The sequence below is a fragment of the Bacillus sp. 05T31 genome, from assembly GCF_056396725.1.
Genome location: NZ_JBFTMA010000023.1, coordinates 1 through 21,154, shown reverse-complemented (window position 1 = coordinate 21,154; position 21,154 = coordinate 1). Strand labels below are relative to the sequence as shown.

Annotated in this window: 23 protein-coding genes and 1 pseudogene; 1 reads left to right on the top strand and 23 read right to left on the bottom strand. The window is 35.7% G+C overall.

What is annotated here, in order from left to right:
• From mfd to metG, 16 genes and pseudogenes are all read right to left on the bottom strand, one after another.
• Positions 1–2,961, bottom strand: a 2,961-nt coding sequence (mfd, locus tag AC1DJR_RS03120; RefSeq protein WP_477001989.1) for a transcription-repair coupling factor, incomplete at its 3' end; no start/stop codon positions are given.
• 105 nt (positions 2,962–3,066) lie between these two features.
• A complete protein-coding gene (locus tag AC1DJR_RS03115; protein WP_002091576.1) occupies positions 3,067–3,291 on the bottom strand; it encodes an anti-sigma-F factor Fin family protein in 225 nt (74 codons plus the stop codon).
• Between the two features lie 70 nt (positions 3,292–3,361).
• Positions 3,362–3,922 (bottom strand): aminoacyl-tRNA hydrolase, encoded by a 561-nt coding sequence (gene pth, locus AC1DJR_RS03110; RefSeq protein WP_429686881.1) that lies wholly within the window; start codon positions 3,920–3,922, stop codon positions 3,362–3,364.
• A gap of 79 nt (positions 3,923–4,001) precedes the next feature.
• Positions 4,002–4,775, bottom strand: a pseudogene (locus AC1DJR_RS03105) (ribose-phosphate pyrophosphokinase); the annotation flags it as partial.
• A gap of 18 nt (positions 4,776–4,793) precedes the next feature.
• Positions 4,794–6,173: a bifunctional UDP-N-acetylglucosamine diphosphorylase/glucosamine-1-phosphate N-acetyltransferase GlmU gene (gene glmU, locus AC1DJR_RS03100; protein WP_477001988.1), complete on the bottom strand. Its 1,380-nt coding sequence runs from the start codon at positions 6,171–6,173 to the stop codon at positions 4,794–4,796.
• A gap of 325 nt (positions 6,174–6,498) precedes the next feature.
• A complete protein-coding gene (gene spoVG, locus AC1DJR_RS03095; RefSeq protein ID WP_000454042.1) occupies positions 6,499–6,792 on the bottom strand; it encodes a septation regulator SpoVG in 294 nt (97 codons plus the stop codon).
• Positions 6,793–6,944: 152 nt separating this feature from the next.
• A complete protein-coding gene (locus AC1DJR_RS03090) occupies positions 6,945–7,319 on the bottom strand; it encodes a RidA family protein (RefSeq protein ID WP_016106815.1) in 375 nt (124 codons plus the stop codon).
• A gap of 123 nt (positions 7,320–7,442) precedes the next feature.
• A complete protein-coding gene (gene purR / locus AC1DJR_RS03085; protein ID WP_002091587.1) occupies positions 7,443–8,291 on the bottom strand; it encodes a pur operon repressor in 849 nt (282 codons plus the stop codon).
• A gap of 54 nt (positions 8,292–8,345) precedes the next feature.
• Positions 8,346–9,215, bottom strand: coding sequence for a 4-(cytidine 5'-diphospho)-2-C-methyl-D-erythritol kinase (gene ispE / locus AC1DJR_RS03080; protein WP_012260164.1), 870 nt, complete (start codon positions 9,213–9,215; stop codon positions 8,346–8,348).
• Between the two features lie 198 nt (positions 9,216–9,413).
• A complete protein-coding gene (sspF, locus tag AC1DJR_RS03075) occupies positions 9,414–9,593 on the bottom strand; it encodes an acid-soluble spore protein SspF (RefSeq protein ID WP_002094215.1) in 180 nt (59 codons plus the stop codon).
• A gap of 91 nt (positions 9,594–9,684) precedes the next feature.
• A complete protein-coding gene (gene veg / locus AC1DJR_RS03070; RefSeq protein WP_002009653.1) occupies positions 9,685–9,948 on the bottom strand; it encodes a biofilm formation stimulator Veg in 264 nt (87 codons plus the stop codon).
• 238 nt (positions 9,949–10,186) lie between these two features.
• Entirely contained in the window at positions 10,187–11,050 is an 864-nt protein-coding gene (yabG, locus tag AC1DJR_RS03065) for a sporulation peptidase YabG (RefSeq protein WP_429686877.1), read from the bottom strand.
• Between the two features lie 117 nt (positions 11,051–11,167).
• Entirely contained in the window at positions 11,168–12,046 is an 879-nt protein-coding gene (gene rsmA, locus AC1DJR_RS03060; RefSeq protein ID WP_002091590.1) for a 16S rRNA (adenine(1518)-N(6)/adenine(1519)-N(6))-dimethyltransferase RsmA, read from the bottom strand.
• On the bottom strand, positions 12,043–12,600 hold the full coding sequence (rnmV, locus tag AC1DJR_RS03055) for a ribonuclease M5 (RefSeq protein ID WP_002029323.1): 558 nt from the start codon (positions 12,598–12,600) through the stop codon (positions 12,043–12,045). Before rnmV ends, rsmA begins: the two co-directional genes overlap by 4 nt.
• A gap of 260 nt (positions 12,601–12,860) precedes the next feature.
• Positions 12,861–13,628: a TatD family hydrolase gene (locus AC1DJR_RS03050; RefSeq protein ID WP_002009645.1), complete on the bottom strand. Its 768-nt coding sequence runs from the start codon at positions 13,626–13,628 to the stop codon at positions 12,861–12,863.
• A 165-nt stretch (positions 13,629–13,793) separates the two neighbouring features.
• Positions 13,794–15,803, bottom strand: a complete 2,010-nt coding sequence (gene metG / locus AC1DJR_RS03045) for a methionine--tRNA ligase (RefSeq protein ID WP_477001987.1) — start codon at positions 15,801–15,803, stop codon at positions 13,794–13,796.
• A gap of 493 nt (positions 15,804–16,296) precedes the next feature.
• On the opposite strand from metG, the gene AC1DJR_RS03040 reads away from it, so the two are divergent.
• A complete protein-coding gene (locus tag AC1DJR_RS03040; RefSeq protein ID WP_000843037.1) occupies positions 16,297–16,581 on the top strand; it encodes an AbrB/MazE/SpoVT family DNA-binding domain-containing protein in 285 nt (94 codons plus the stop codon).
• Positions 16,582–16,601: 20 nt separating this feature from the next.
• On the opposite strand, the gene rsmI is transcribed toward AC1DJR_RS03040, so the two are convergent.
• The 7 genes from rsmI to tmk all read right to left on the bottom strand — a co-directional run.
• Entirely contained in the window at positions 16,602–17,477 is an 876-nt protein-coding gene (rsmI, locus tag AC1DJR_RS03035; protein ID WP_002130208.1) for a 16S rRNA (cytidine(1402)-2'-O)-methyltransferase, read from the bottom strand.
• Positions 17,446–17,736, bottom strand: coding sequence for a GIY-YIG nuclease family protein (locus AC1DJR_RS03030; protein WP_002130207.1), 291 nt, complete (start codon positions 17,734–17,736; stop codon positions 17,446–17,448). The genes rsmI and AC1DJR_RS03030 overlap by 32 nt, the downstream gene beginning before the upstream one ends.
• Entirely contained in the window at positions 17,723–18,463 is a 741-nt protein-coding gene (locus AC1DJR_RS03025; RefSeq protein ID WP_002029328.1) for a tRNA1(Val) (adenine(37)-N6)-methyltransferase, read from the bottom strand. The genes AC1DJR_RS03030 and AC1DJR_RS03025 overlap by 14 nt, the downstream gene beginning before the upstream one ends.
• Before the next feature lie 120 nt (positions 18,464–18,583).
• Complete coding sequence (yabA, locus tag AC1DJR_RS03020) at positions 18,584–18,934, bottom strand: DNA replication initiation control protein YabA (protein WP_002009639.1); 351 nt, start codon at positions 18,932–18,934, stop codon at positions 18,584–18,586.
• Positions 18,935–18,948: 14 nt separating this feature from the next.
• The gene (locus tag AC1DJR_RS03015; RefSeq protein ID WP_002009637.1) at positions 18,949–19,776 is read right to left on the bottom strand and encodes a PSP1 domain-containing protein; all 828 of its coding nucleotides are present in this window, start codon (positions 19,774–19,776) and stop codon (positions 18,949–18,951) included.
• A 5-nt stretch (positions 19,777–19,781) separates the two neighbouring features.
• Entirely contained in the window at positions 19,782–20,765 is a 984-nt protein-coding gene (gene holB, locus AC1DJR_RS03010) for a DNA polymerase III subunit delta' (RefSeq protein ID WP_002009636.1), read from the bottom strand.
• 35 nt (positions 20,766–20,800) lie between these two features.
• The coding region (tmk, locus tag AC1DJR_RS03005; RefSeq protein ID WP_477001986.1) for a dTMP kinase at positions 20,801–21,154 on the bottom strand (354 nt) is incomplete at its 5' end.

The window sequence follows — 21,154 nt, the reverse complement described above, 5'->3', positions numbered from 1 at the left end:
ATGTTGTTCTGCCCCTAACAAATTACCCGCACCACGAATTGATAAGTCTCTCATCGCAATTTTGAAACCAGATCCAAGCTCTGTAAACTCTTTAATYGCTTGCAGACGCCTCTCTGCAACTTCCGATAACACTTTATCACGTTTGTATGCAAAGTATGCATACGCGACGCGATTAGAACGCCCAACACGACCACGAAGCTGATACAACTGCGATAATCCCATACGATCTGCATCAAATACAATTAATGTATTTACATTCGGAATATCTACACCCGTCTCAATAATTGTTGTACTTACAAGAACATCATGCTGCCCTTCTAAAAACGATAGCATAACAGACTCTAATTCACCTTCATTCATTTTCCCATGTGCGTATGTTACACGAGCATCTGGAACTAACATCGAAATTTCATCTGCTTTTCTTTCAATATCCTCCACACGGTTATATAGGAAGTAAATTTGACCGCCTCTTGCTAACTCTCGCTCTATCGCTTCTCGCATTAACGCTGGATTATACTCTACTACATATGTTTGTACTGGGAAACGATTCTCTGGTGGTGTCTCAATAACAGATAAATCGCGCACACCAAGCATAGACATATGAAGTGTACGTGGAATCGGAGTTGCCGTTAATGTTAACACGTCAACATTTGCTTTCAATTGTTTAATTTTTTCTTTATGTGTAACGCCGAATCTTTGTTCTTCATCAATAATAAGAAGTCCTAAATCTTTATAAGTAACATCTTTAGATAAAATACGATGCGTTCCGATTACAATATCCACCGTTCCATCTTTTAAACCTTTAATCGTTTCATTTTGTTGTTTTCGTGTACGGAATCTACTTAGTAACCCTATATTAATCGGATAATCTTGAAAACGCTCTCGAATTGTTTCATAGTGTTGTTGTGCAAGGATTGTTGTTGGTACTAAAATCGCAACTTGTTTTTCATCCATAATTGCTTTAAATGCCGCACGAATAGCTACTTCAGTCTTTCCATATCCTACGTCACCACAAAGAAGCCTATCCATCGGACGTCCGCGTTCCATATCTTTCTTAATCTCTTCAATAGAACGTAATTGATCCTCTGTCTCTTGATATGGGAATAAAGATTCAAACTCTTGTTGCTCTGCCGTATCTGGTGTATATGCATAACCTTTCGARGCTTCACGCTCGGCATATAATTTAATTAGGTCATCTGCAATGTCTTGTACAGATTTTTCAACTTTCGTTTTGACCTTCTTCCAATCATTTCCGCCTAATTTATAAACTTTTGGTTCCTTACCTTCAGACCCTACGTATTTTTGCACTTGATCAATTTGTTCAATTGGAACGTATAACTTATCATTACCTTGATATTTAATATTTAAATAATCTTTATGAACACCATTAATCTCTAATGTCTCAATACCTAAAAATTTACCTATACCATGATTTACATGAACTACATGGTCTCCAACTTTTAATTCCGAATAACTTTTAATACGTTCAGCGTTAGATAACTTTTGCTTACGTTGTGATTTTTTAACCTTCTTATGAAAAAGCTCCTTTTCAGTAATGACAACAAACTTTTGCATCGGCATTTCAAAGCCTGCATGTAAATCACCTACAGCAATTTGTAACCTTCCAGGCAATAAGATATCTGTCGCCTCTACAATGTCTGCATCAATATCATAATCACTTAAAATATGTTGTAGTTTTTTTACACGTTCATCATCTGTTCCAAGCACAACGGTCGTAAAATTACCTTCATTCCATCTATCAATTTCAGTTTTTAACAAATGCATCTGTCCGTGGAAATCTTGCATCGTTTTACATGTCACATTCACAATATTTTGAGGATGTGTGTGTGCTATATGGCGTAAGAATAACGTTAAATATACAAAACTTCTTTTTTTATTATGAAGAAACTCCTCAAACGAGTGGGAGAAAGATAAATCCTGAATAATTGTTCCTTCGCCAAGAAGTGAGATATACCATTCCGCTTCTTCTGTTTCAAGATGTGATGCTGTTTCTTGAATACGGGAAATCTCATCTAAAATTACAACACCATTTTCTGGTAAATAATCTATCAGACTAGCAGGTTCTTTATAGAAAATAGATAAATATTTAAACATTTGTTCTATACTTTGCCCGTTTTTCAACATTTCAAGTTCATGACTAACCGTCTCAAGCACAGTAGTCTTTAATTTATCATCGGAAAGCTTTTGCATCGTCTTAGTCAAACCTTCTTCAAGATGCTTAATTCCCGATTTCAATTCTTCCTGTGAAAATAAAAACTCTGTTGCTGGACCGAACTTAACACTTTCCTTTTTATCTTGAGAACGCTGTTCATCCACATCAAACAATCGAATAGAATCRACYTSTGTATCRAAGAATTCAATACGAAAYGGTAATTCTTCMGTTAATGGGTAAATATCTAATATTCCCCCGCGTARACTRAAMTCTCCTGGAGCTTCTACCATYGACTTACGCTCRTARCCAATATGATGTAARGTATGCAAGAGTGAATCTAAATCAATCTCTTGCCCTAGATTGATTTCAATTTGCCTTTGCTTCCATAATTCTTTTATTGGTAAAAACCTACGCAGCCCTGCAACTGGCGCTACAATAATCCCATTCTCTCCTGCAGCTAAGCGATTTAACACTTCAATACGCTGTGCCTTCAATTCTGGACTTGCAACACCAACCTCCGATGCTATCAATTCATTTACCGGATATAGCCAAACATCTTTTTCACCAAGTAACGCCACTAAATCTTCATGTACTTTTTGTGCTTGGTATAAATTGTGCGTCACGATAAGTTGTGATTGCTTTGTCTTTTTATATAAAGCTGCCATTAATAATGAACGAGAGGATGTTGCCATACCCGATACAAGTTGTTCTTTCAACCCATCTTCTAGCCCATTAATAACCGATTGTATTTCTTCATTTTTATAAAATTGCTCTAATAAACCTATCATTTTCAAAACTCCTCTCAACATAAAGAGCAAGTTACTATATTTTATGCAAATATTTTGGAAAAAGAAAACAGAAAAATGCTTTGGACATGCCAAAGCGACAACATTTTATTGCAGAAATTTTTCATATTCATAATACTCAGGATAAGATGCGAGCGTTTCTTGACACGATTCACAAATCGTTTTTATATATATATTTCCATTCTCATGAAAATGAATCATATCCACTACTTCTTGCTCTGTTAGTTGAAACAAAACGTCGCTATATACTTTTTCTGCGATAATGGAGCCCACATTACTTCCACAATGTCTACAGTAATAATAACCTTCCATACTAGCCTCCTAAATATCCAATTGCTACTAGTATGGGATAAAACAAAATAAAATATTCCAGATTGTGCGCTTAACTATTAAAAGTATTCATGATTTGGAGAAAAGGTTTATTTAACCATTCCTCACATGCATCTGCTGCATTTTCAATGGATTGATTAACGCCAGATATTTCTTCAGATGTAAAACGTCCTAATACGTAATCCACTACCTTTATCCCATTTTTCGGACGATCGATTCCTATGCGGATACGTTGAAATTCTTGTGTTCCTAAATGTGAAATTGTTGATTTCACACCATTATGTCCACCCGCACTACCTTTCATGCGAAGGCGTAATTTACCTACAGGAATATCTAAATCATCGTACATAACAATGAAGTCCTCGACATCAATTTTATAATAATCCATGAGTGGACGGATACTTTCCCCAGATAAATTCATATATGTAAGTGGCTTTAGTAAGATTACTTTTTCCCCATTAACAAAACCTGCGCCAAATACCCCTTTAAACTTTTGTTCATTCAAAGAAATACTCCAACGTTTTGCAAGTTCATCGATTGCCATAAATCCAATATTATGCCTTGTTAATTCATATTCTCTACCTGGGTTCCCAAGTCCTACTATTAATTTCATTCTTGTACCACTACTTTCTTTTTTCGATACGAAAAGACGTAACCAAGCTTGGTTACGTCTCATTCTATCCAATTAATTGAGATAATACTGGGTGTGTACAGCAAGCATATACTTCAGAAGCACCGTTCTCAACAAGAGCGTTTGCCGCTAATGTAATTGTACCAGCTGTATCAATGATGTCATCAATTAAAATTGCTGTTTTGCCTTCGATGTTACCGATAATGTTCATTACCTCAGATACATTCGGACGAGGACGACGCTTATCAATAATAGCGATTGGCGCTTTTAGGCGATCCGCCATTTTTCTAGCACGCGTTACACCACCGTGATCAGGAGATACGATTACGATATCTTTAAGGCCTTTTGCTTCAAAGTAGTCTGAAAGAATCGGTACACCCATTAAGTGGTCGATCGGGATATCAAAGAATCCTTGAATTTGCGGAGCATGTAAATCTAGAGTGATTACACGAGTTGCACCTGCTGTTTCAAGCAAGTTTGCTACAAGTTTCGATGTAATTGGTTCACGAGAACGCGCTTTACGGTCTTGACGCGCATAACCATAGTAAGGAATAACAATATTAATTGTTTTTGCAGATGCACGTTTTAATGCATCAATCATAATAAGTAATTCCATGATATGTTCGTTTACTGGGAAGCTTGTAGATTGAATAATGAATACATCGCAACCACGGATACTTTCTTCAATGTTAATTTGAACTTCTCCATCACTAAAACGATCAACAGAACATTTTCCTAGTCCTACTCCAATATGCTTTGCGATTTGCTCAGCAAGTTCCTTATTAGAGTTTAAAGAGAATACTTTCAAATTAGAATTTAGATATTGAGTCGACATCTAGATTAACCCTCCACATTATGATTTTTTCTTATTCAGCAATTKATCAACATAGTCTTCTTTGTTAACTTGACGTGCACGTGCTACTGATAATGCTTTTGATGGAACATTCTCTGTTATTGTAGAGCCTGCTGCCACATAAGCACCATCTTCAACTGTTACAGGAGCAACAAGGTTTGAATTACATCCAATAAATACCCCGTTACCAATTACAGTTTTAAATTTATTCTTGCCGTCGTAGTTCACCGTAATTGAACCACAACCAAGATTCACGTCTTCTCCAACTTGTGCATCCCCGATATAACTTAAGTGTGAAGCTTTACTTCTATTACCAAAAACAGTTTTTTTGATTTCTACGAAGTTTCCAACGCGCACTTCATCTCCAATAACTGAATCTGGGCGAATATGTGCAAATGGACCAACTGATACTTCTGTACCAAGTTTGCTGTCATGTACAGTAGATTGACGAATTACCGTACGATCTCCAATTTCACTATCGCGAATTACTGTATGCGGTCCAATTTCACAATCAGAACCAATTACAGTGTTCCCCTCAATAACCGTTCCTGGGTGAAGAACTGTATCACTACCAATAATTGCATCCGCAGAAATGTATGTGTTACTTGGATCAATAATTGTAACACCATTTACCATGTTCTTTCTGTTGATACGATTTTTCATAATAATTTCCGCTTGCGATAGAGCGACTCTGTCGTTAACACCTAACGTTTCATCGAAGTGCTCTGTTTGATAAGCTGATACAATATGACCTTCATTTTTTAAAATTTCAATAACGTCCGGAAGGTAATATTCGCCCTGTACATTATCATTTGAAACTTTAGAAAGTGAAGCAAATAAAGCTTTATTATCAAAACAATACGTACCTGTATTGATTTCTTTAATAGCTAATTCTTTTTCATTCGCATCCTTATGCTCAACAATCTTTTCAACATGACCATTCTCATTACGAACGATACGGCCATATCCAGCAGGCTCTTCTATGTACGCTGTTAGTACCGTCGCCATTGCTCCCGCTTCTTCGTGTTGCTGAAGCAATGCTTCCATCGTTTCAGCAGTTATTAGAGGTGTATCACCACAAATAACTAAAGTTGTTCCCTCTTCATTCGCAAGTACACTTGCAGCTTGATCGACAGCATGAGCTGTACCAAGTTGTTCTGCTTGTAATGCAAACTCACTTACGTTTCCTAGCTGTTCTTGTACCTTTTCAGCACCATGTCCAACGACTGTTACAAGTTTCTGCAATCCTAATTGAGATACTTCATTGACTACATGTTGTACCATTGGTTTTCCACATACAGGATGCAGCACTTTGTATAGCTTGGACTTCATACGTGTGCCTTTACCTGCAGCTAGAATCACTGCAAATCTGTTTGACATATAGACCCTCCATCGCAACCTATTTATCCATTAACGATATTATCCTAAATCATCATATATTTCAAGAAACACATTATAACTATTAAATTTTACCATAATTCTTATAAGATGTTTTACTCTTTAGTATCTTTTTTAAGGAATAAGCTATACTATTTTAAATGATTTTGAAAAAATTAGAAGTTTTTCATCTTTATTTTTTCAAAATATGAATTTTTATAATTAGAAACGTGTATTATTCAAAAAAAAAACAAACTCCTGTAAATGCTTACAGGAGTTTGCTACAAAATTATAAGACTTTCTTTCAAAAGCCCTTTTCATTCGAATTTTACGAAGCGCCTGCTTCTTCAAACTCAACCTCTTCTAACTCGCCTAAACGATGATACTCTGTTAAAACCGCATCTTGAATTTTAGAGCGTGTATTAGAATTAATTGGATGTGCAATGTCACGGAATTCTCCATCTGGAGTACGTTTACTTGGCATTGCTACAAATAATCCATTATTACCATCAATTACACGAATATCATGAACAACAAATTCATGGTCTAGAGTAATAGAGGCAATTGCTCTCATGCGGCCTTCTGTGTTTACGCGGCGTAATCTTACGTCAGTCACTTCCATCTTGTGTTCACCACCCTTTTCTAAATAAGCGATATATTTGTATAAATTCCACAAAATTTCTATTTTCCCTTTAATTTTTTAAAAATTTTTAAGATAAAAATTTTTATTGTAGTTGAATATAAGGATTAGTAGAGGTTATCGCTTACAAAGAGTTACTTAACTAGGGCAATTACTTCGATTTCAACAGAAACATCTTTCGGTAATTTTGCTACTTGTACACAAGAACGCGCTGGTTTATGAGTAGAGAAATAAGAACCGTATACTTCATTAACAGCATTAAAATCATCCATATTCTTCAAGAATACTGTTGTTTTTACCACTGTATCAAATGAAGCACCTGCTTCTGCTAATACCGCTTGTAAATTTTCAAATACTTGCTCTGTTTGTACTGTTACATCTCCTGTTACAAGTTCTCCACTTGCCGTTAACGGAATTTGTCCTGAACTATAGAACATATTATTTACAATAATCCCTTGTGAATATGGTCCGATTGCCTGTGGTGCTTTGCTTGTTTGAACAACTTTCATACTTTTCACCCTTTTATTATTTATTTTTACTCTTTAAAAATAGTGTACCAAAGGCAGTTTGTCCATCTATTTTGTAATTTATAAATAGGAATAAAAAAAGGTAAAGCTATCTGCTTTACCTTTTTACTCAGCCTCTACAAGCCCTTTATCAAATGGTGCAAGTGCATAATTCCCCTTTTCCACTTGAATCGCTTTTTCTTTCACATCAACTTCTGATAGACGAATTAATGATACAAAGTTATTAATAAGTCTTTCTTCAATATCCGTAGACTCTACTAATACGCCAATCCCAACAACATTAGCTTTAAACTCTTCTAGCATGCTCATCATACCTTGAATGGTTCCGCCAGCTTTCATAAAGTCATCAATAATTAAAACATTGGACCCTTCTGGAAGGCTACGCTTTGCTAAAGTCATCGTTTGGATTCGCTTAGAGGAACCTGATACATAGTTAATACTAACAGTGGGTCCTTCTGTTACCTTATTATCTTTTCTCGCAATTACTACCGGTACATCTAAGTAGTTCGCTACTGCATAAGCAAGCGGAATTCCTTTTGTCGCTACCGTCATAACCGCATCAATTGGTTGCCTAGCAAAAACAGAAGCAAATAAACGACCTGCGCCATTAATCTGGCGAGGATTACTTAAAAGATCCGTCATATATAAGTAACCGCCAGGCAAAATACGGTCTGGGTTTTCAAATAAGCTACAAAGCTCGTTAATAATCAGATTTGCCTCTTCTTCACTTATATAAGGAATATATTTCACTCCTCCTGCTGCTCCTGGTACCGTTTGCAATGTGCCGACACCTTGTTGTTCAAACGTTTGCTTAATAATAACTAAATCTTCACTAATGGAAGATTTAGCCGATTGATACCTTTCAGCAAAAAAAGTGAGAGAAACTAGCTGACGAGGATTTTGTAACAAGTAATACGTCAGATCGACCAATCTTGTACTTCGTCTAATTTTCATACTCTCACCTCAAATCACGAATATTCTAAACAAATCATAACGTATTATACGTCTTTATTCAAGCGTTTCTCGCTCTCCTAATAAACGCACTGCATATACTTGCTCACAAAATCCTTTTAACCCGTTATATATGCGGTGCATTCGCGAATCATGGTGTACAAGACCAAATACAGTTGGGCCACTTCCACTCATTAATACGGCATCTGCCCCAAAGCGTTTCATCTGTGATTTAATACGTGCAACCTCGGGATGCATCGCAAACGTCACATCTTCTAAAACGTTACCAACAGTATCACAAATTCCTTTATAATCGCCATGGTTAATGACTTCAACCATTTTATCTACATTTGGATGAGTAACACGATTTAATTTTAAATTTCCGTACACATCAGCAGTAGATACACCAATGTGGGGCTTTGCTAAAACAACCCAACAAGAAGGCGGAGTCTTTATATGTTCAATTTCTTCTCCTCTTCCAGTGGCAATAGCAGTTCCGCCATATACACAGAACGATACATCTGACCCAATTTCTGCGCCAAGCTTTGCTAATTCATCGATTGTTAGCCCTAAATTCCATAACTTATTAAGGCCACGTAATGTCGCTGCTGCATCACTACTTCCACCTGCTAATCCAGCGGCTACTGGAATCGTTTTTTCAATAGTAATAGACACACCTTTTTTTACATTAAACTTCACTTTTAATAATTTCGCTGCTTGATAAGCTAAATTGCGTTGGTCGTCTGGGACATACCGATTATGGGACAAAATTTCAATACGGTCTTCTGCTAATTCCGTTAGCTCTAAACGATCTGCCAAGTCGATTGTTGTCATAATCATTTTCACTTCATGATATCCATCTTGTCTTTTTCCCAGTACATCTAACGACAGATTAATCTTTGCTGGTGCTTTCACTAGTAGCTTCAATCTATATTCACCCACTCTATGTACTCAGTCTTTTATCGTTTATTTTACCATAAATTTATAGTAAGACGATGACACTTCCCTAATTATATCGAAAAGCATTCAGAATGAAACTACTTATGTCAAATGATGGCACCTTTTAGCGTGCAAAAAGCCGAGGAATCTCTCCTCGGCTACCGTAGCATAGAAAGTATCTTACAACTACTGGTTTCGTTTCATTAATTGCTGTTCTGCAATTTCTATAGCACGTTTCACCATATTACCAGCATCTTTCGCACGAATTCCGCCCCATCCTTCTTTCTGAACAACATCATAAAAGCCAAGCTCTTTTGCAAGCTCTTCTTTAAATTGATTTGACATGACTCCTCTTCGTCTACTCAATGCAGAGTCCCTCCTTATTTTGCTACGGTATAATTAGTATGCAAAATAATATAGCTTTTCATTTATGGGAATATATGTAACGAAAAATACATTAATTATAAAATACTTCATTTTGAGATTCATCGTAAAATGTTAGTTCTACTGTCTCTGTTAAAACATCTGCATAACTATAAGATACACGTTGCAATGCATCTTCTTGCTGGTCTAATTGTACAACAAACACAGAACGATACGTTTCTGCAAGTACACCTGATTGCTCCACAGTTTTTCTTCTCCCACTATTTGCCTTTAACATAAGTCGCTGTCCAAGATGGTGATCTAATTCGCTTTTAATTTCATCTAAACGTTTTGACATATACTTTGCTACACCTCGCTGTAATTTAGATTGAACACTTAAAACACGATATATCTATCCCAATTATTRACCGCAATTCACAGACAATATCATTATAAAAGCATCATGCGTTCAAATAGATAGAAGAAATACTATATTCTAAAAGTATCATTGTATAGTCTGCACGCTCTTGCCGCTTTTTATCCAGACTCATTTAAATCATTTCCACATAAAAAAGCAAGATACGTATGTACCTTGCTCATTCGTCATAATGTTGAAAGGGCAATCCTGTTCGTAAAATCCCTCTTGTTTCAATTCCGCCTAGTCCCTTTTCGCCAGTAATTGTATTACGCACAACGTCCCATACATTTACTCTTTCCATAAATGAAGTGAAACTAATTTTGCCAACTACATATACAGGATCTAGAGCATGAATATTAATTCTAGACGGTGAACTAGCAAAATTAGCACCTGCCCGAATCAACGCCTCAAAGTGTGATTGACAAGCCCCAGCAAAAATAACGAGTTGATCTAACGATGGATACTTTTTCCGCACTTCTCGAACGGCCTGTACAAAATGTTTAGAATGTCTATATGCTGCTAAATCTCCCATAACTCCTTTTGACTTTGTATATGCATCATGTCCTGTAATAACTAAAATGTCTGGGCGAAAATGATCTATTAAGTCTACTACCTTTTCATGCATCTCCGTTTCCTTACAATGAATACCTTGAACAGGAACGCCTATTTTATTATATAAATCTAAGCACTTGCGCAAATATAAAGGATCTCCATCTATATGCAATACACGTCCTGGCATTTGAAAATAATTCACTTCACTTGTATATCCACCAGTTGAATTATGTTCATGTCTTTGTTTCATCAACACGTAATCTTGCTGAAACAACCGGTAAGTACGCTCCATCGTTTCTTTTTCACGCTTCACTCTATTTTTATGTTCTCGTTGATCTATACTAATTAAATCTGCAAGTGGTGCATCCGCCACAAGTCTAATTTCCTCTCCAAATAATATTGCCATATCGCCTTTTATTTCTATAATACGAAAAAGAATATCCCTATTATGAGAATATCGTTCAACTAATTCTCCAACATGTAAATCCATTCTCCTACCTCCAAACTCCAAACTCGTTAGGCCATCTTACCTGTTTTTAAAGTATGAATTTAGGAAAGGAAAGGTGACAAAAGGGACAGCTCAAGTTGAACTGTCCCTTTCATATTCTTATGACAATTTATGAAGAATTAATGCATTACTTAATGTTGCAAACTCTTCGATAGATAGCGTTTCGCCTCTTCGCTTCGGATCAATTCCTACTTCTGTCAAAATTCGATCCAACAGCTCTTTATCTTTCGGGAAACCATTTAAATTATTTGATAAATTATTCATTAAAGTTTTACGACGCTGTGCGAAACTTGCTCGTACTACTTCAAAGAAGAAAGTTTCATCTGTCACTTCTACAACTGGTTTAGGACGCTTTAGAAGACGGATAATCGCAGAATCAACATTTGGTTGTGGCACAAACACTGTACGCGGTACAGTCATAACTGTTTCTACCTCTGTATAATACTGAATGGCAATTGATAAAGAACCATACTCTTTCGTTCCTGGTTTAGCAGCTAAACGATCCCCAACTTCTTTTTGCATCATAACAACAAATCCACGAACCGGTAATTTTTCTTCAAGCAATTTAAATAAAATTGGCGTTGTAATATAGTATGGTAAGTTAGCTACTACCATTACATCTTGTCCTTCTTCAAATTGTTCACTAAACACTTCATGTACATCTGCTTTTAGTACATCTTTATTTATAACTGTAACGTTGCTATATGGAGCTAACGTCTCGTCTAAAATTGGTAATAATCTCTGATCAATTTCAAAAGCCACTACTTTTTTAGCACGCTTCGCCAATTGCTCTGTTAACGCACCAATACCTGGTCCAATTTCAATTGCGCCACTTTCTGAACCGATTTCTGCGTGATCAACGATACGATTTAATACATTCGTATCAATTAAAAAATTTTGTCCTAAACTTTTTTTGAATGAAAATCCATACTTTTCAACAATGTCTTTCGTACGATTTGGTGTTGCGATATCCTTCATTTTTTTTCCTCCTGTATTACTTGCTTATAAGCTTCTGCAAATGATTCCTTTGAAACCTGAAACATTTGTAAACGTTTATGTAACTGTTTTGCGTTTGTATAACCAATCTTTAATAGCTTACCCACTCTTTCTCTGCGACTCTTTGCCATTTCTCCGCCCACTAAGCCCGCATCGACTAGATCACTCCAACTAATTTCACTTGTGTAAGCTTCCATTTCTTCATGTATATTCTCTAAAGCACGGCGAATCGACTCATTAGAAGCATGTTCGATTCCAACACCTTTTTTCCTTTTAGCAAGTGCTTCTTCCTTCGTTAAAAAAGCATGCTTACATCCAGGAACCTTGTCAGAAATAATTTTTCGAATACGCTCTCCAGGATAATCCGGATCTGTAAAAATAATAACGCCTCGTTTTTGCTGCGCTAATTTAACTTGCTCAATAACGTGATCACCGATTGCTGAACCGTTCGTTTCGATTGTATCCGCATCAACAGCACGTTTAATCGCAACTGTATCATCTTTACCTTCTACAACGATAATCTCTTTAATTTTCATGCTTGCCTCCACACTCTTTTCATCTCTACTTAGTAAAACAAAAAAATGACGACTTTTCCATTATTATTTTCCCAATCGTACATTTTAAAAAGTAGAAGAGAAAAATCTTTGTTCACTATCCTTATTGTAACACTTCTATCTCCATCTTAATTTATCCGCAATATTTCTACACTTATGTTATGAGTAAATAGTGGGTTCTTATCACTTCTACTATCTCTCTTCTCAAAAAACAAAAAAAGAATGGGACTCCCCATTCTTTTTTATTCAACACCAAATAAGGATTTGGCATTCTTTGTTGTTACTTGTGCTACTTCGTCATAAGAAATTCCTTTTAAATTCGCAATTTCTTCTGCTACCAGTTTTACATAACTAGGTTCATTTCGTTTCCCTCGAAATGGGTGTGGTGTTAAATACGGGCAATCTGTCTCTATCAATAATTTTTCTAACGGAATCTCCATAGCAACTTCTTTCGGTTTCTTGGCATTTTTAAATGTTACTGGTCCACCTAATGAAATTAAAAAGTTCATATCGACACATCGCTGTGCTACTTCTACACTACCGCTAAAGCAATGCATAATGCCCCCTACTTCAGCTGCATTCTCTTCCTCTAGGATATCAACAATATCTTGAGTTGCATCGCGGTTATGTATAATAATCGGTAATTTCACCTTTTTCGCTAATGCAATTTGTTTACGGAATACTTCCTTCTGTATTTCTTTTGGAGACTTATCCCAGTGATAATCTAATCCCATTTCCCCAATTGCAACTACTTTAGGATGAGCCGCTAATTCTTCTAACCAAGCTAAATGTTCTTCTTTCATATCGATTGCATCAACAGGATGCCATCCAACTGCAGCGTAAATAAAATCATAAGCCTCTGCTAATTCAATTGCTTTCTTTATCGTTACTTCATCAAATCCAACAACCACTGTATATGTAACTCCCGCTTCTTTCATTCTCGCGATAACTTCTTGTAAATCTTCTTCAAATTGCTCTGCATTTAAATGTGAATGTGTATCAAACAACATAATAAATAACTCCTTTTATATTGAAATCAATTCTCTCATAGAAAAACTACACTCTTTCTAGCTTAACGATAACAATACTTCAATTTTAATGCAAAAAACGGAATGTAAAAAGAAAAAAGACGCTTCACCAATGTTACACGTGAAACATCTCTTTTCTTGTCTCAATTACTTGATTTTTGTACCATTTGGTAAATTCTGGTCAATTGATACTAATGACAATACGCCATTCTCTTCACCTGCTAAAATCATACCTTGTGATAATTCACCACGTAATTTTACAGGTTTTAAATTCGTTACACAAATAACCTTTTTACCTTTTAGTTCTTCTGGGGAATAGAATTTAGCAATCCCAGAAACCACTTGGCGCTTCTCTGTACCTAAATCAAGCTGAATTTTTAACAACTTATCTGCTTTTTTCACAGGTTCAGCGGATATTACTTCAGCTACTCGTAATTCTACTTTAAAGAAATCATCAATTGTAATTTCTTCTGCCTTTGGTTCTTCTGCTTTTTTCTCTTCTACTTTAGGAGCAGAACCTTGCATTTGTTCTTTAATATAYCCCACTTCTACTTCCATTTCCAAACGAGGGAARATTGGGTTTCCTTTTTCTACTTTTGTTCCAGCTGGAATACATCCAATTGTAGATAGGCTTTCCCAAGATTTATGCGCCTCTTCAGTAAGTCCAAGTTGAGCAAACATCTTACTTGGTGCTACTGTTAGGAATGGCATAAGCATAATACCTGTTTGACGAAGTACCTCAGCTAAGTGGGMCATTACAGACGCAAGTTTTTCRCGATCATTCTCATCCTTCGCTAATACCCACGGTTGCGTTTCATCAATATATTTGTTCGTACGGCTAACTAATTGCCAAATGGAACTTAGCGCTACAGAGAATTCCATATTCTCCATTGCCTCTTCTACTTTTTTCAATGTATCTTTGGCAAATGTCACTAACGTTTCATCGAACTCAGTTACATTTGCTTTAAATGCAGGGATTTCCCCGTTAAAGTATTTATCAATCATAGCTACTGTACGATTTAATAAGTTACCTAAATCATTCGCTAAATCAAAGTTGATTCGTTCAACAAATCCTTCTGGTGTGAATACTCCATCAGATCCAAATGGAACTTCGCGAAGTAAGTAGTAACGCAATGCATCTAATCCGTAACGATCAATTAGTGTAACTGGATCTACTACGTTTCCTTTTGACTTACTCATTTTTCCATCCTTCATTAAAATCCAGCCATGAGCAAAGACTTTCTTCGGAAGTGGTAAATCTAAAGCCATTAAAATAATTGGCCAATAAATTGTGTGGAAACGAACGATTTCTTTCCCAACTAAATGGACATCTGCTGGCCAGAATTTTTTATACTTCTCTTCATTTTCTGTTCCATATCCTAATGCAGTAATGTAATTAGACAACGCATCTACCCATACGTAAATAACGTGCTTTGGGTTACCTGGAACACGAACTCCCCAGTCAAATGAAGTACGAGAAACAGCTAAATCTTCTAATCCTGGTTTAATGAAGTTATTAATCATTTCATTTTTACGGGACTCCGGCTGAATAAAATGTGGGTTATCTTCATAGAACTTTAATAGTCGGTCTACATATTTACCCATTCTAAAGAAATAAGACTCTTCGCGAACAAGTTCTACAGCGTGACCACTATCTGGGCTTTTTCCACCAACTACTTTGTCACCTTCCATAATTGGATCTACTAATTGATGCGCTGTATAGAATGTTTCATCTTGTACAGAATACCAACCTTCATATTCATCAAGATAAATATCGCCTTGATCTACTAGCTGCTTGAAGATTTTCTCAACAACATCTTTATGACGATCTTCAGTTGTACGAATAAAATCATCATAAGAGATATCCATCTTCTCCCAAAGTTCTTTAATCCCTGATACAATGTTATCCACATATGCCTGTGGTGTAACATTTAGTTCTTCTGCTTTCTTTTGGATCTTCTGTCCATGCTCATCAGTTCCTGTTAAATAATGAACATTGTATCCTTGCATACGCTTATATCGTGCCATCGCATCTCCTGCTACTGTCGTATAAGCATGTCCAATGTGTAACTTTCCACTTGGATAATAAATTGGGGTAGTAATATAAAAGGACTTATTTTCCTCTTTCATCGTTTTGGACCTCMCGAATAACCTCATATGTATTTATAAACAGTATATCAAAAACTCATATATAAAGTGAAACTTTAATCCGTGGAAAGGGTTCATCCCCCATGGATTATTAGCCCACACCAATCGGGCTTTTACGAGCAGCCCGACACCCACTTAACTTCTTTGCTCCGGCTAAATTTTGAAGTGGGAGTCTTACTGCTCACAAATAGCGGGATAAAAACGAGTTAATGCTCGATATCTTTATCATCTATTACTCATATTCAAAAAAATATACAATATATTTCCCGAAAAGTATAAACATTACAAAAAATAATACAAAACAATTGTAGAAATGACTTACATTCTATCATATATAAGAAGTATAAAAATCTATAAATCTTTTTTAAAAATATGGAATTTAATAATTGACGGAAATGTAAATGATTGGTATCATATGTCCATAGGGTATTTTGTCGAAAAATGACGAATCAAAAAAATAGACTCGAAACTTATAAACTATTTATTTAGGAGGAAAAGAATTATGAAATCTACTGGTATCGTTCGTAAAGTTGATGAATTAGGTCGTGTAGTAATTCCAATCGAATTACGCCGTACTTTAGGTATTGCAGAAAAGGATGCTCTTGAAATCTACGTTGATGATGAAAAAATCATCTTAAAGAAATATAAACCAAACATGACTTGCCAAGTAACTGGTGAAGTATCTGATGGTAACCTATCTTTAGCTGAAGGTAAAATTATCTTAAGTAAAGAAGGCGCTGAACAAGTCTTAAACGAACTTCAAGATTATATCGAAACAGCAAAATAAGCTTCTCAATTATGAGAAGCTTATTTTTTATCCACATGATAGATTTGATATACGTCGCGTTTCGACAAATCTCGGTCTTTAGCGACTATTTTTATCGCTTCTTTTGAATTCATACCTTTTTCATTTATATAATGTTCAATATGATTATATACTGAAATAGCTTCCCACCATTGTTCTTCTGGAGTAGGTTCTTCTGTTGAACCTGCTACTAAAATACAAAACTCACCACGAACTTCATTTTGCTTCGTCCACTCAATCGCTTCTTCAATTGTTCCACGAATAAACTCTTCAAATTTTTTCGTTAGCTCACGACATAATACGATTTCCCTATTTCCTAATACTTCTTGCATAGAGATTAAAGTATCATCTAAACGATGTGGCGCCTCATAAAACATCATTGTAGTTGGAATATAGCGTAGTTTTTCTAATTCAAGCTTACGTCCCTTTTTATTTCTTTGCAGGAAACCATAGAAATAAAAATGTTTTGTCTCAAGTCCTGATGCAATCAATGCTGTAAGGGCTGCATTTGCTCCAGGAAGCGGGATAACATGATATTGTTCTGCTACAGCCTCTACAACGATATCATAACCAGGATCTGAAATACATGGCATACCAGCATCGCTCACAATGGCTACAGTCTTACCTTCTTCTAACTTATCTAAAATTTTCCGTCCACTTACTCCTTTATTATGCTCATGATAACTCATAACTGGTGTTTCAATTTCAAAGTAATTACAAAGTTTCTTCGTTTGCCTTGTATCTTCCGCTGCAATAATGTCTGCCTCTTTTAAAATTCGGATTGCACGAAATGTCATATCCTCTAAATTTCCGATTGGAGTCGGTACTAAATATAAAACTCCCTTTTCATTTTGCTGAAAGCTTTTTTGCTGCCACATAGCGTTCTCCTTTTTGCATGTATTCTTCTTTTTTTTTCCTCGTTAACTGCTTAAAGTGATACTCAGCTTGCATAGCCGTTCGTTTATCCTCGTGATCCTCTACATATTTTAAAACAACTGGAAGTCTAGCGCGTGTATATCTAGCACCTTTTCCACTATTATGGGTCTGAATCCGTTTTTCTATATGATTCGTGTATCCAGCATAATAACTTCCATCAGAACACTCCACCACATAAAAACAATGCTTATTCTTCTCCATATAAAATTGAACGAAGCTCCTTTGTATATTCATTGTTTTCTTCATATACAAAAAGAGGTGGTAAGATTTTTAAATCTGCATTCCCATCCTTAATTCCTTCAATTAACAATGTATTCGCTTCTTTACCAGCCTTAGGATAAACAAATCGCACACGTTTCGGTTCAATTTTGTATTTACGCATTAATGTGACGATGTCGAGCAAACGACCTGGACGATGTACAAATGCTACTTTCCCACCCTGTTTCACTAGCTGACTACTTGCGTATACAACATCTTCTAGTGTGCACATAATTTCATGACGAGCTATCGCTAAATGTTCATTCATATTCTTCTCAGAAGTTTGTGGTGTTTGAAAATAAGGAGGATTACATGTTACAACATCATATTGATGACGTCCAAGTTTCTCCGGCATATCTTTCAAATCTCCATGGATTAAATGAATTCTTTCTGCTAAATTATTGTATTGAACACTTCTTATTCCCATATCATATAAGCGCTCTTGAATTTCTACACCTGTAATTTTCCCTTTTGTCCTTGTACTTAATAAAAGAGGGATAACTGCATTACCTGTACACAAATCAAGTAAATTACCTTTTTGAATTGGCACCCAAGCAAAATCTGCAAGTAAAACAGCATCCAAAGAAAAATTAAATACTGATGGACTTTGTACAATCTTCATATCTTGCGCTAATAAGTAATCTAAACGCTCATCTTCATATAAATTCATATATTGCTCCCTTTCTTACACTTAACCTACCCTATTTCATCTTCTATTAATTTAAAAATAAATTTCATTCTACTCTCATGTATAAAAAATTACCTTTCCAATTATATTGGAAAGGTAATCTCACTTTTTATTTAAAAATGACAGACAGAATAAACAATCTCCCTCTTTACGTACACTTCCATAATGTAGATTGCAAATATGAAAACCTTCTTGATATAGTCTCGCTAGATTATCGTATCCTTCACCAATATCTGTCTTCGCCTTCATTTCTTTGCGTTTTTGAGTTTTTTGTTTTTCCTTGTTCTGCACTTCTTCAAAACGATGTCGCAAATTTTCATTTTCCATTTTTATATGTTGGTTTTCTTCCAATAATTCTGCAAGATGTTGTTTTAATTCTCCCAACTGTTTGTATAAATGTCCAATTTGCTCTTCCATACTAGAAACCGATGCAAAAATATCCTTTTTCTCCACAAGCACCCACCTCATTAATCTGTGGTTTGACTCGAAACGACCCCTTTATTCATTAATTCATCTAACGTATATTCTACTATCCGTTCCTTGTCTACTAGCTCCACTTGAATTAATCTTTCTAAAATATTTAATCCGATAACACGGCCAGTACCGTGCGGTGTTTGTATACGTTGATCTAAATCAGGAAGTTGTTCCTTTGCTGCCTCATATTCATCATTCTCATATTTTAAGCAACACATTAAGCGACCACATAAACCAGAGATTTTTGCAGGATTTAATGATAAATTTTGATCYTTTGCCATTTTAATGGATACAGGTTCAAAATCTCCTAAAAAAGTAGAACAACAAAGCATACGACCACATGGACCAATACCACCAAGCATTTTTGCTTCGTCACGAACGCCGATCTGTCTCAGCTCAATTCTTGTCCTAAAAATTGCCGCTAAGTCTTTCACTAGTTCCCGGAAATCAATCCGACCATCCGCAGTAAAGTAAAAAATAATCTTATTACGATCGAACGTATACTCTACATCTACAAGCTTCATATCAAGATTATGTTCTCCTACCTTTTGTTGACAAACTTGATATGCTTCTTTCGCAGCATGCCTATTCTCTTCAACAATGGTACGATCATTTTCATTTGCAATACGAATAACTTTTTTTAGCGGTAATACAACGTCATTTTCATCAACTTGCTTTTTGGTAATAACTACTTTTCCGTACTCAATACCTCTTACCGTTTCTACAATTACAAACTCATTTTCTGAGATATCGAACTGATTTGGATCAAAGTAATATACCTTTCCGGCCTTCTTAAAGCGAACACCTACTACATCATACAAAACGGTCATCCCTCCTGCAACCGCAACACTAACTGTTCGAACACAAGCTGCGCATTTACATTAGCGTTGATTCTATTTTTTGCCTCTAATATATTAAAGAGAGCTGATACAATGCGCTTCTGAGCATAAGAAAAGGATTCAAACATCTCTTTCTGCTCATGAAAAACAAGACGATCTTCTTCTCCAAGTTGAACATATAATAAATCCTTATAAATAAGGAGTAACATATCTAAGCCTTGCTGTAATTGTTCTTTCTCTCCAAAGTGCTTCCCCCATTTTTCTTGTACAAAAAAAATAGAGGCCTTATCTTTTTCGAGCGCTTCACATAATTTTATCACTAAAGCTCTCGCTTGTGCAAACCATTCATCATTACACATTAATAAAGCTTCTTCAAAACTATTTGTAAGCTGCGCAGCAAGTGTAGATAAAGAGACTGTAATACCTTCTTCCTCTAACCTCTTAATTAAAGATTCTGTAGGCAACGGCCTAAACGTAACAACTTGACAACGAGATAAGATTGTATTTAAAATCTGATGACTTTGTTCAGTAAGTAAAATAGCTGTTGTATCACTACTTGGTTCTTCTAAAAACTTTAAGAGCGTATTCGCTGCATTTGCTGTCATACGATCTGCATGCTCAATAATATATACTTTTTTATTTGCTTCTAATCCTGTTTTTGAAAACTCTTCTTGTAAATCATGAATTTGCTGTTTTTTAATAGATAATCCATCTGGTTTTACAATATGTAAGTTTGGGTAGTTGCCTGAATCAATTCGGCGACAATTCGTACATACATGACAAGGCTCTACACCATTTCTTTGTGAACAGAGAAAACTTTTTGCCATTTGAATTGCTGTGGCRAACTTCCCAGTYCCTTTCCCTCCCTCTAACAAGTAAGCGTGGGATATACGCTCTTTTGCAATGCTATTCATCAACATTTTGACACCGATGGGCTGTATAGCAGAAAGCTGCTCCCACGTATTTATCATACTGCATACCTCACTTATTTCATTCTTTCCTTCTATTATAACAATTTATCTTCTATAATCTGAACAACTTCTTCTATAAGTTTTTTCATTGATTGATCAGCATTTACTAATACAATGCGATTAGAGAAACGCTCTACAACTTGTAAATACCCTTCACGCACACGTTTATGGAAAGAGATATCTTCCATATCTAGTCGATTTACTTCACGTCCTGCATCTTTTCCAATTCGTGCTAAACCTACCTCTGGCTCAATATCTAAATAGATTGTTAAACTAGGCATACAATCTTCCGTTGCGAAACGATTAATTTCAAATACTTTATCCATACCTAAGCCTCTTGCATATCCTTGATATGCTAAAGAACTATCTATAAAACGATCACATAGTAC

What these genes read in the sequence shown, in the direction of transcription:
- AC1DJR_RS03025 (WP_002029328.1), bottom strand. Translation starts at nt 18,463, where the DNA reads ATGAATTTATATGAAGATGAGCGTTTAGATTACTTATTAGCGCAAGAT.
- veg (WP_002009653.1), bottom strand. Translation starts at nt 9,948, where the DNA reads ATGTCAAAACGTTTAGATGAAATTAAAAGCGAATTAGATCACCATCTT.
- yabG (WP_429686877.1), bottom strand. Translation starts at nt 11,050, where the DNA reads ATGGATTTACATGTTGGAGAATTAGTTGAACGATATTCTCATAATAGG.
- AC1DJR_RS03030 (WP_002130207.1), bottom strand. Translation starts at nt 17,736, where the DNA reads ATGGAGAAGAATAAGCATTGTTTTTATGTGGTGGAGTGTTCTGATGGA.
- spoVG (WP_000454042.1), bottom strand. Translation starts at nt 6,792, where the DNA reads ATGGAAGTGACTGACGTAAGATTACGCCGCGTAAACACAGAAGGCCGC.
- purR (WP_002091587.1), bottom strand. Translation starts at nt 8,291, where the DNA reads ATGAAAATTAGACGAAGTACAAGATTGGTCGATCTGACGTATTACTTG.
- AC1DJR_RS03090 (WP_016106815.1), bottom strand. Translation starts at nt 7,319, where the DNA reads ATGAAAGTTGTTCAAACAAGCAAAGCACCACAGGCAATCGGACCATAT.
- AC1DJR_RS03050 (WP_002009645.1), bottom strand. Translation starts at nt 13,628, where the DNA reads ATGTTGTTTGATACACATTCACATTTAAATGCAGAGCAATTTGAAGAA.
- AC1DJR_RS03040 (WP_000843037.1), top strand. Translation starts at nt 16,297, where the DNA reads ATGAAATCTACTGGTATCGTTCGTAAAGTTGATGAATTAGGTCGTGTA.
- rsmA (WP_002091590.1), bottom strand. Translation starts at nt 12,046, where the DNA reads ATGAAGGATATCGCAACACCAAATCGTACGAAAGACATTGTTGAAAAG.
- rnmV (WP_002029323.1), bottom strand. Translation starts at nt 12,600, where the DNA reads ATGAAAATTAAAGAGATTATCGTTGTAGAAGGTAAAGATGATACAGTT.
- AC1DJR_RS03115 (WP_002091576.1), bottom strand. Translation starts at nt 3,291, where the DNA reads ATGGAAGGTTATTATTACTGTAGACATTGTGGAAGTAATGTGGGCTCC.
- rsmI (WP_002130208.1), bottom strand. Translation starts at nt 17,477, where the DNA reads ATGTGGCAGCAAAAAAGCTTTCAGCAAAATGAAAAGGGAGTTTTATAT.
- pth (WP_429686881.1), bottom strand. Translation starts at nt 3,922, where the DNA reads ATGAAATTAATAGTAGGACTTGGGAACCCAGGTAGAGAATATGAATTA.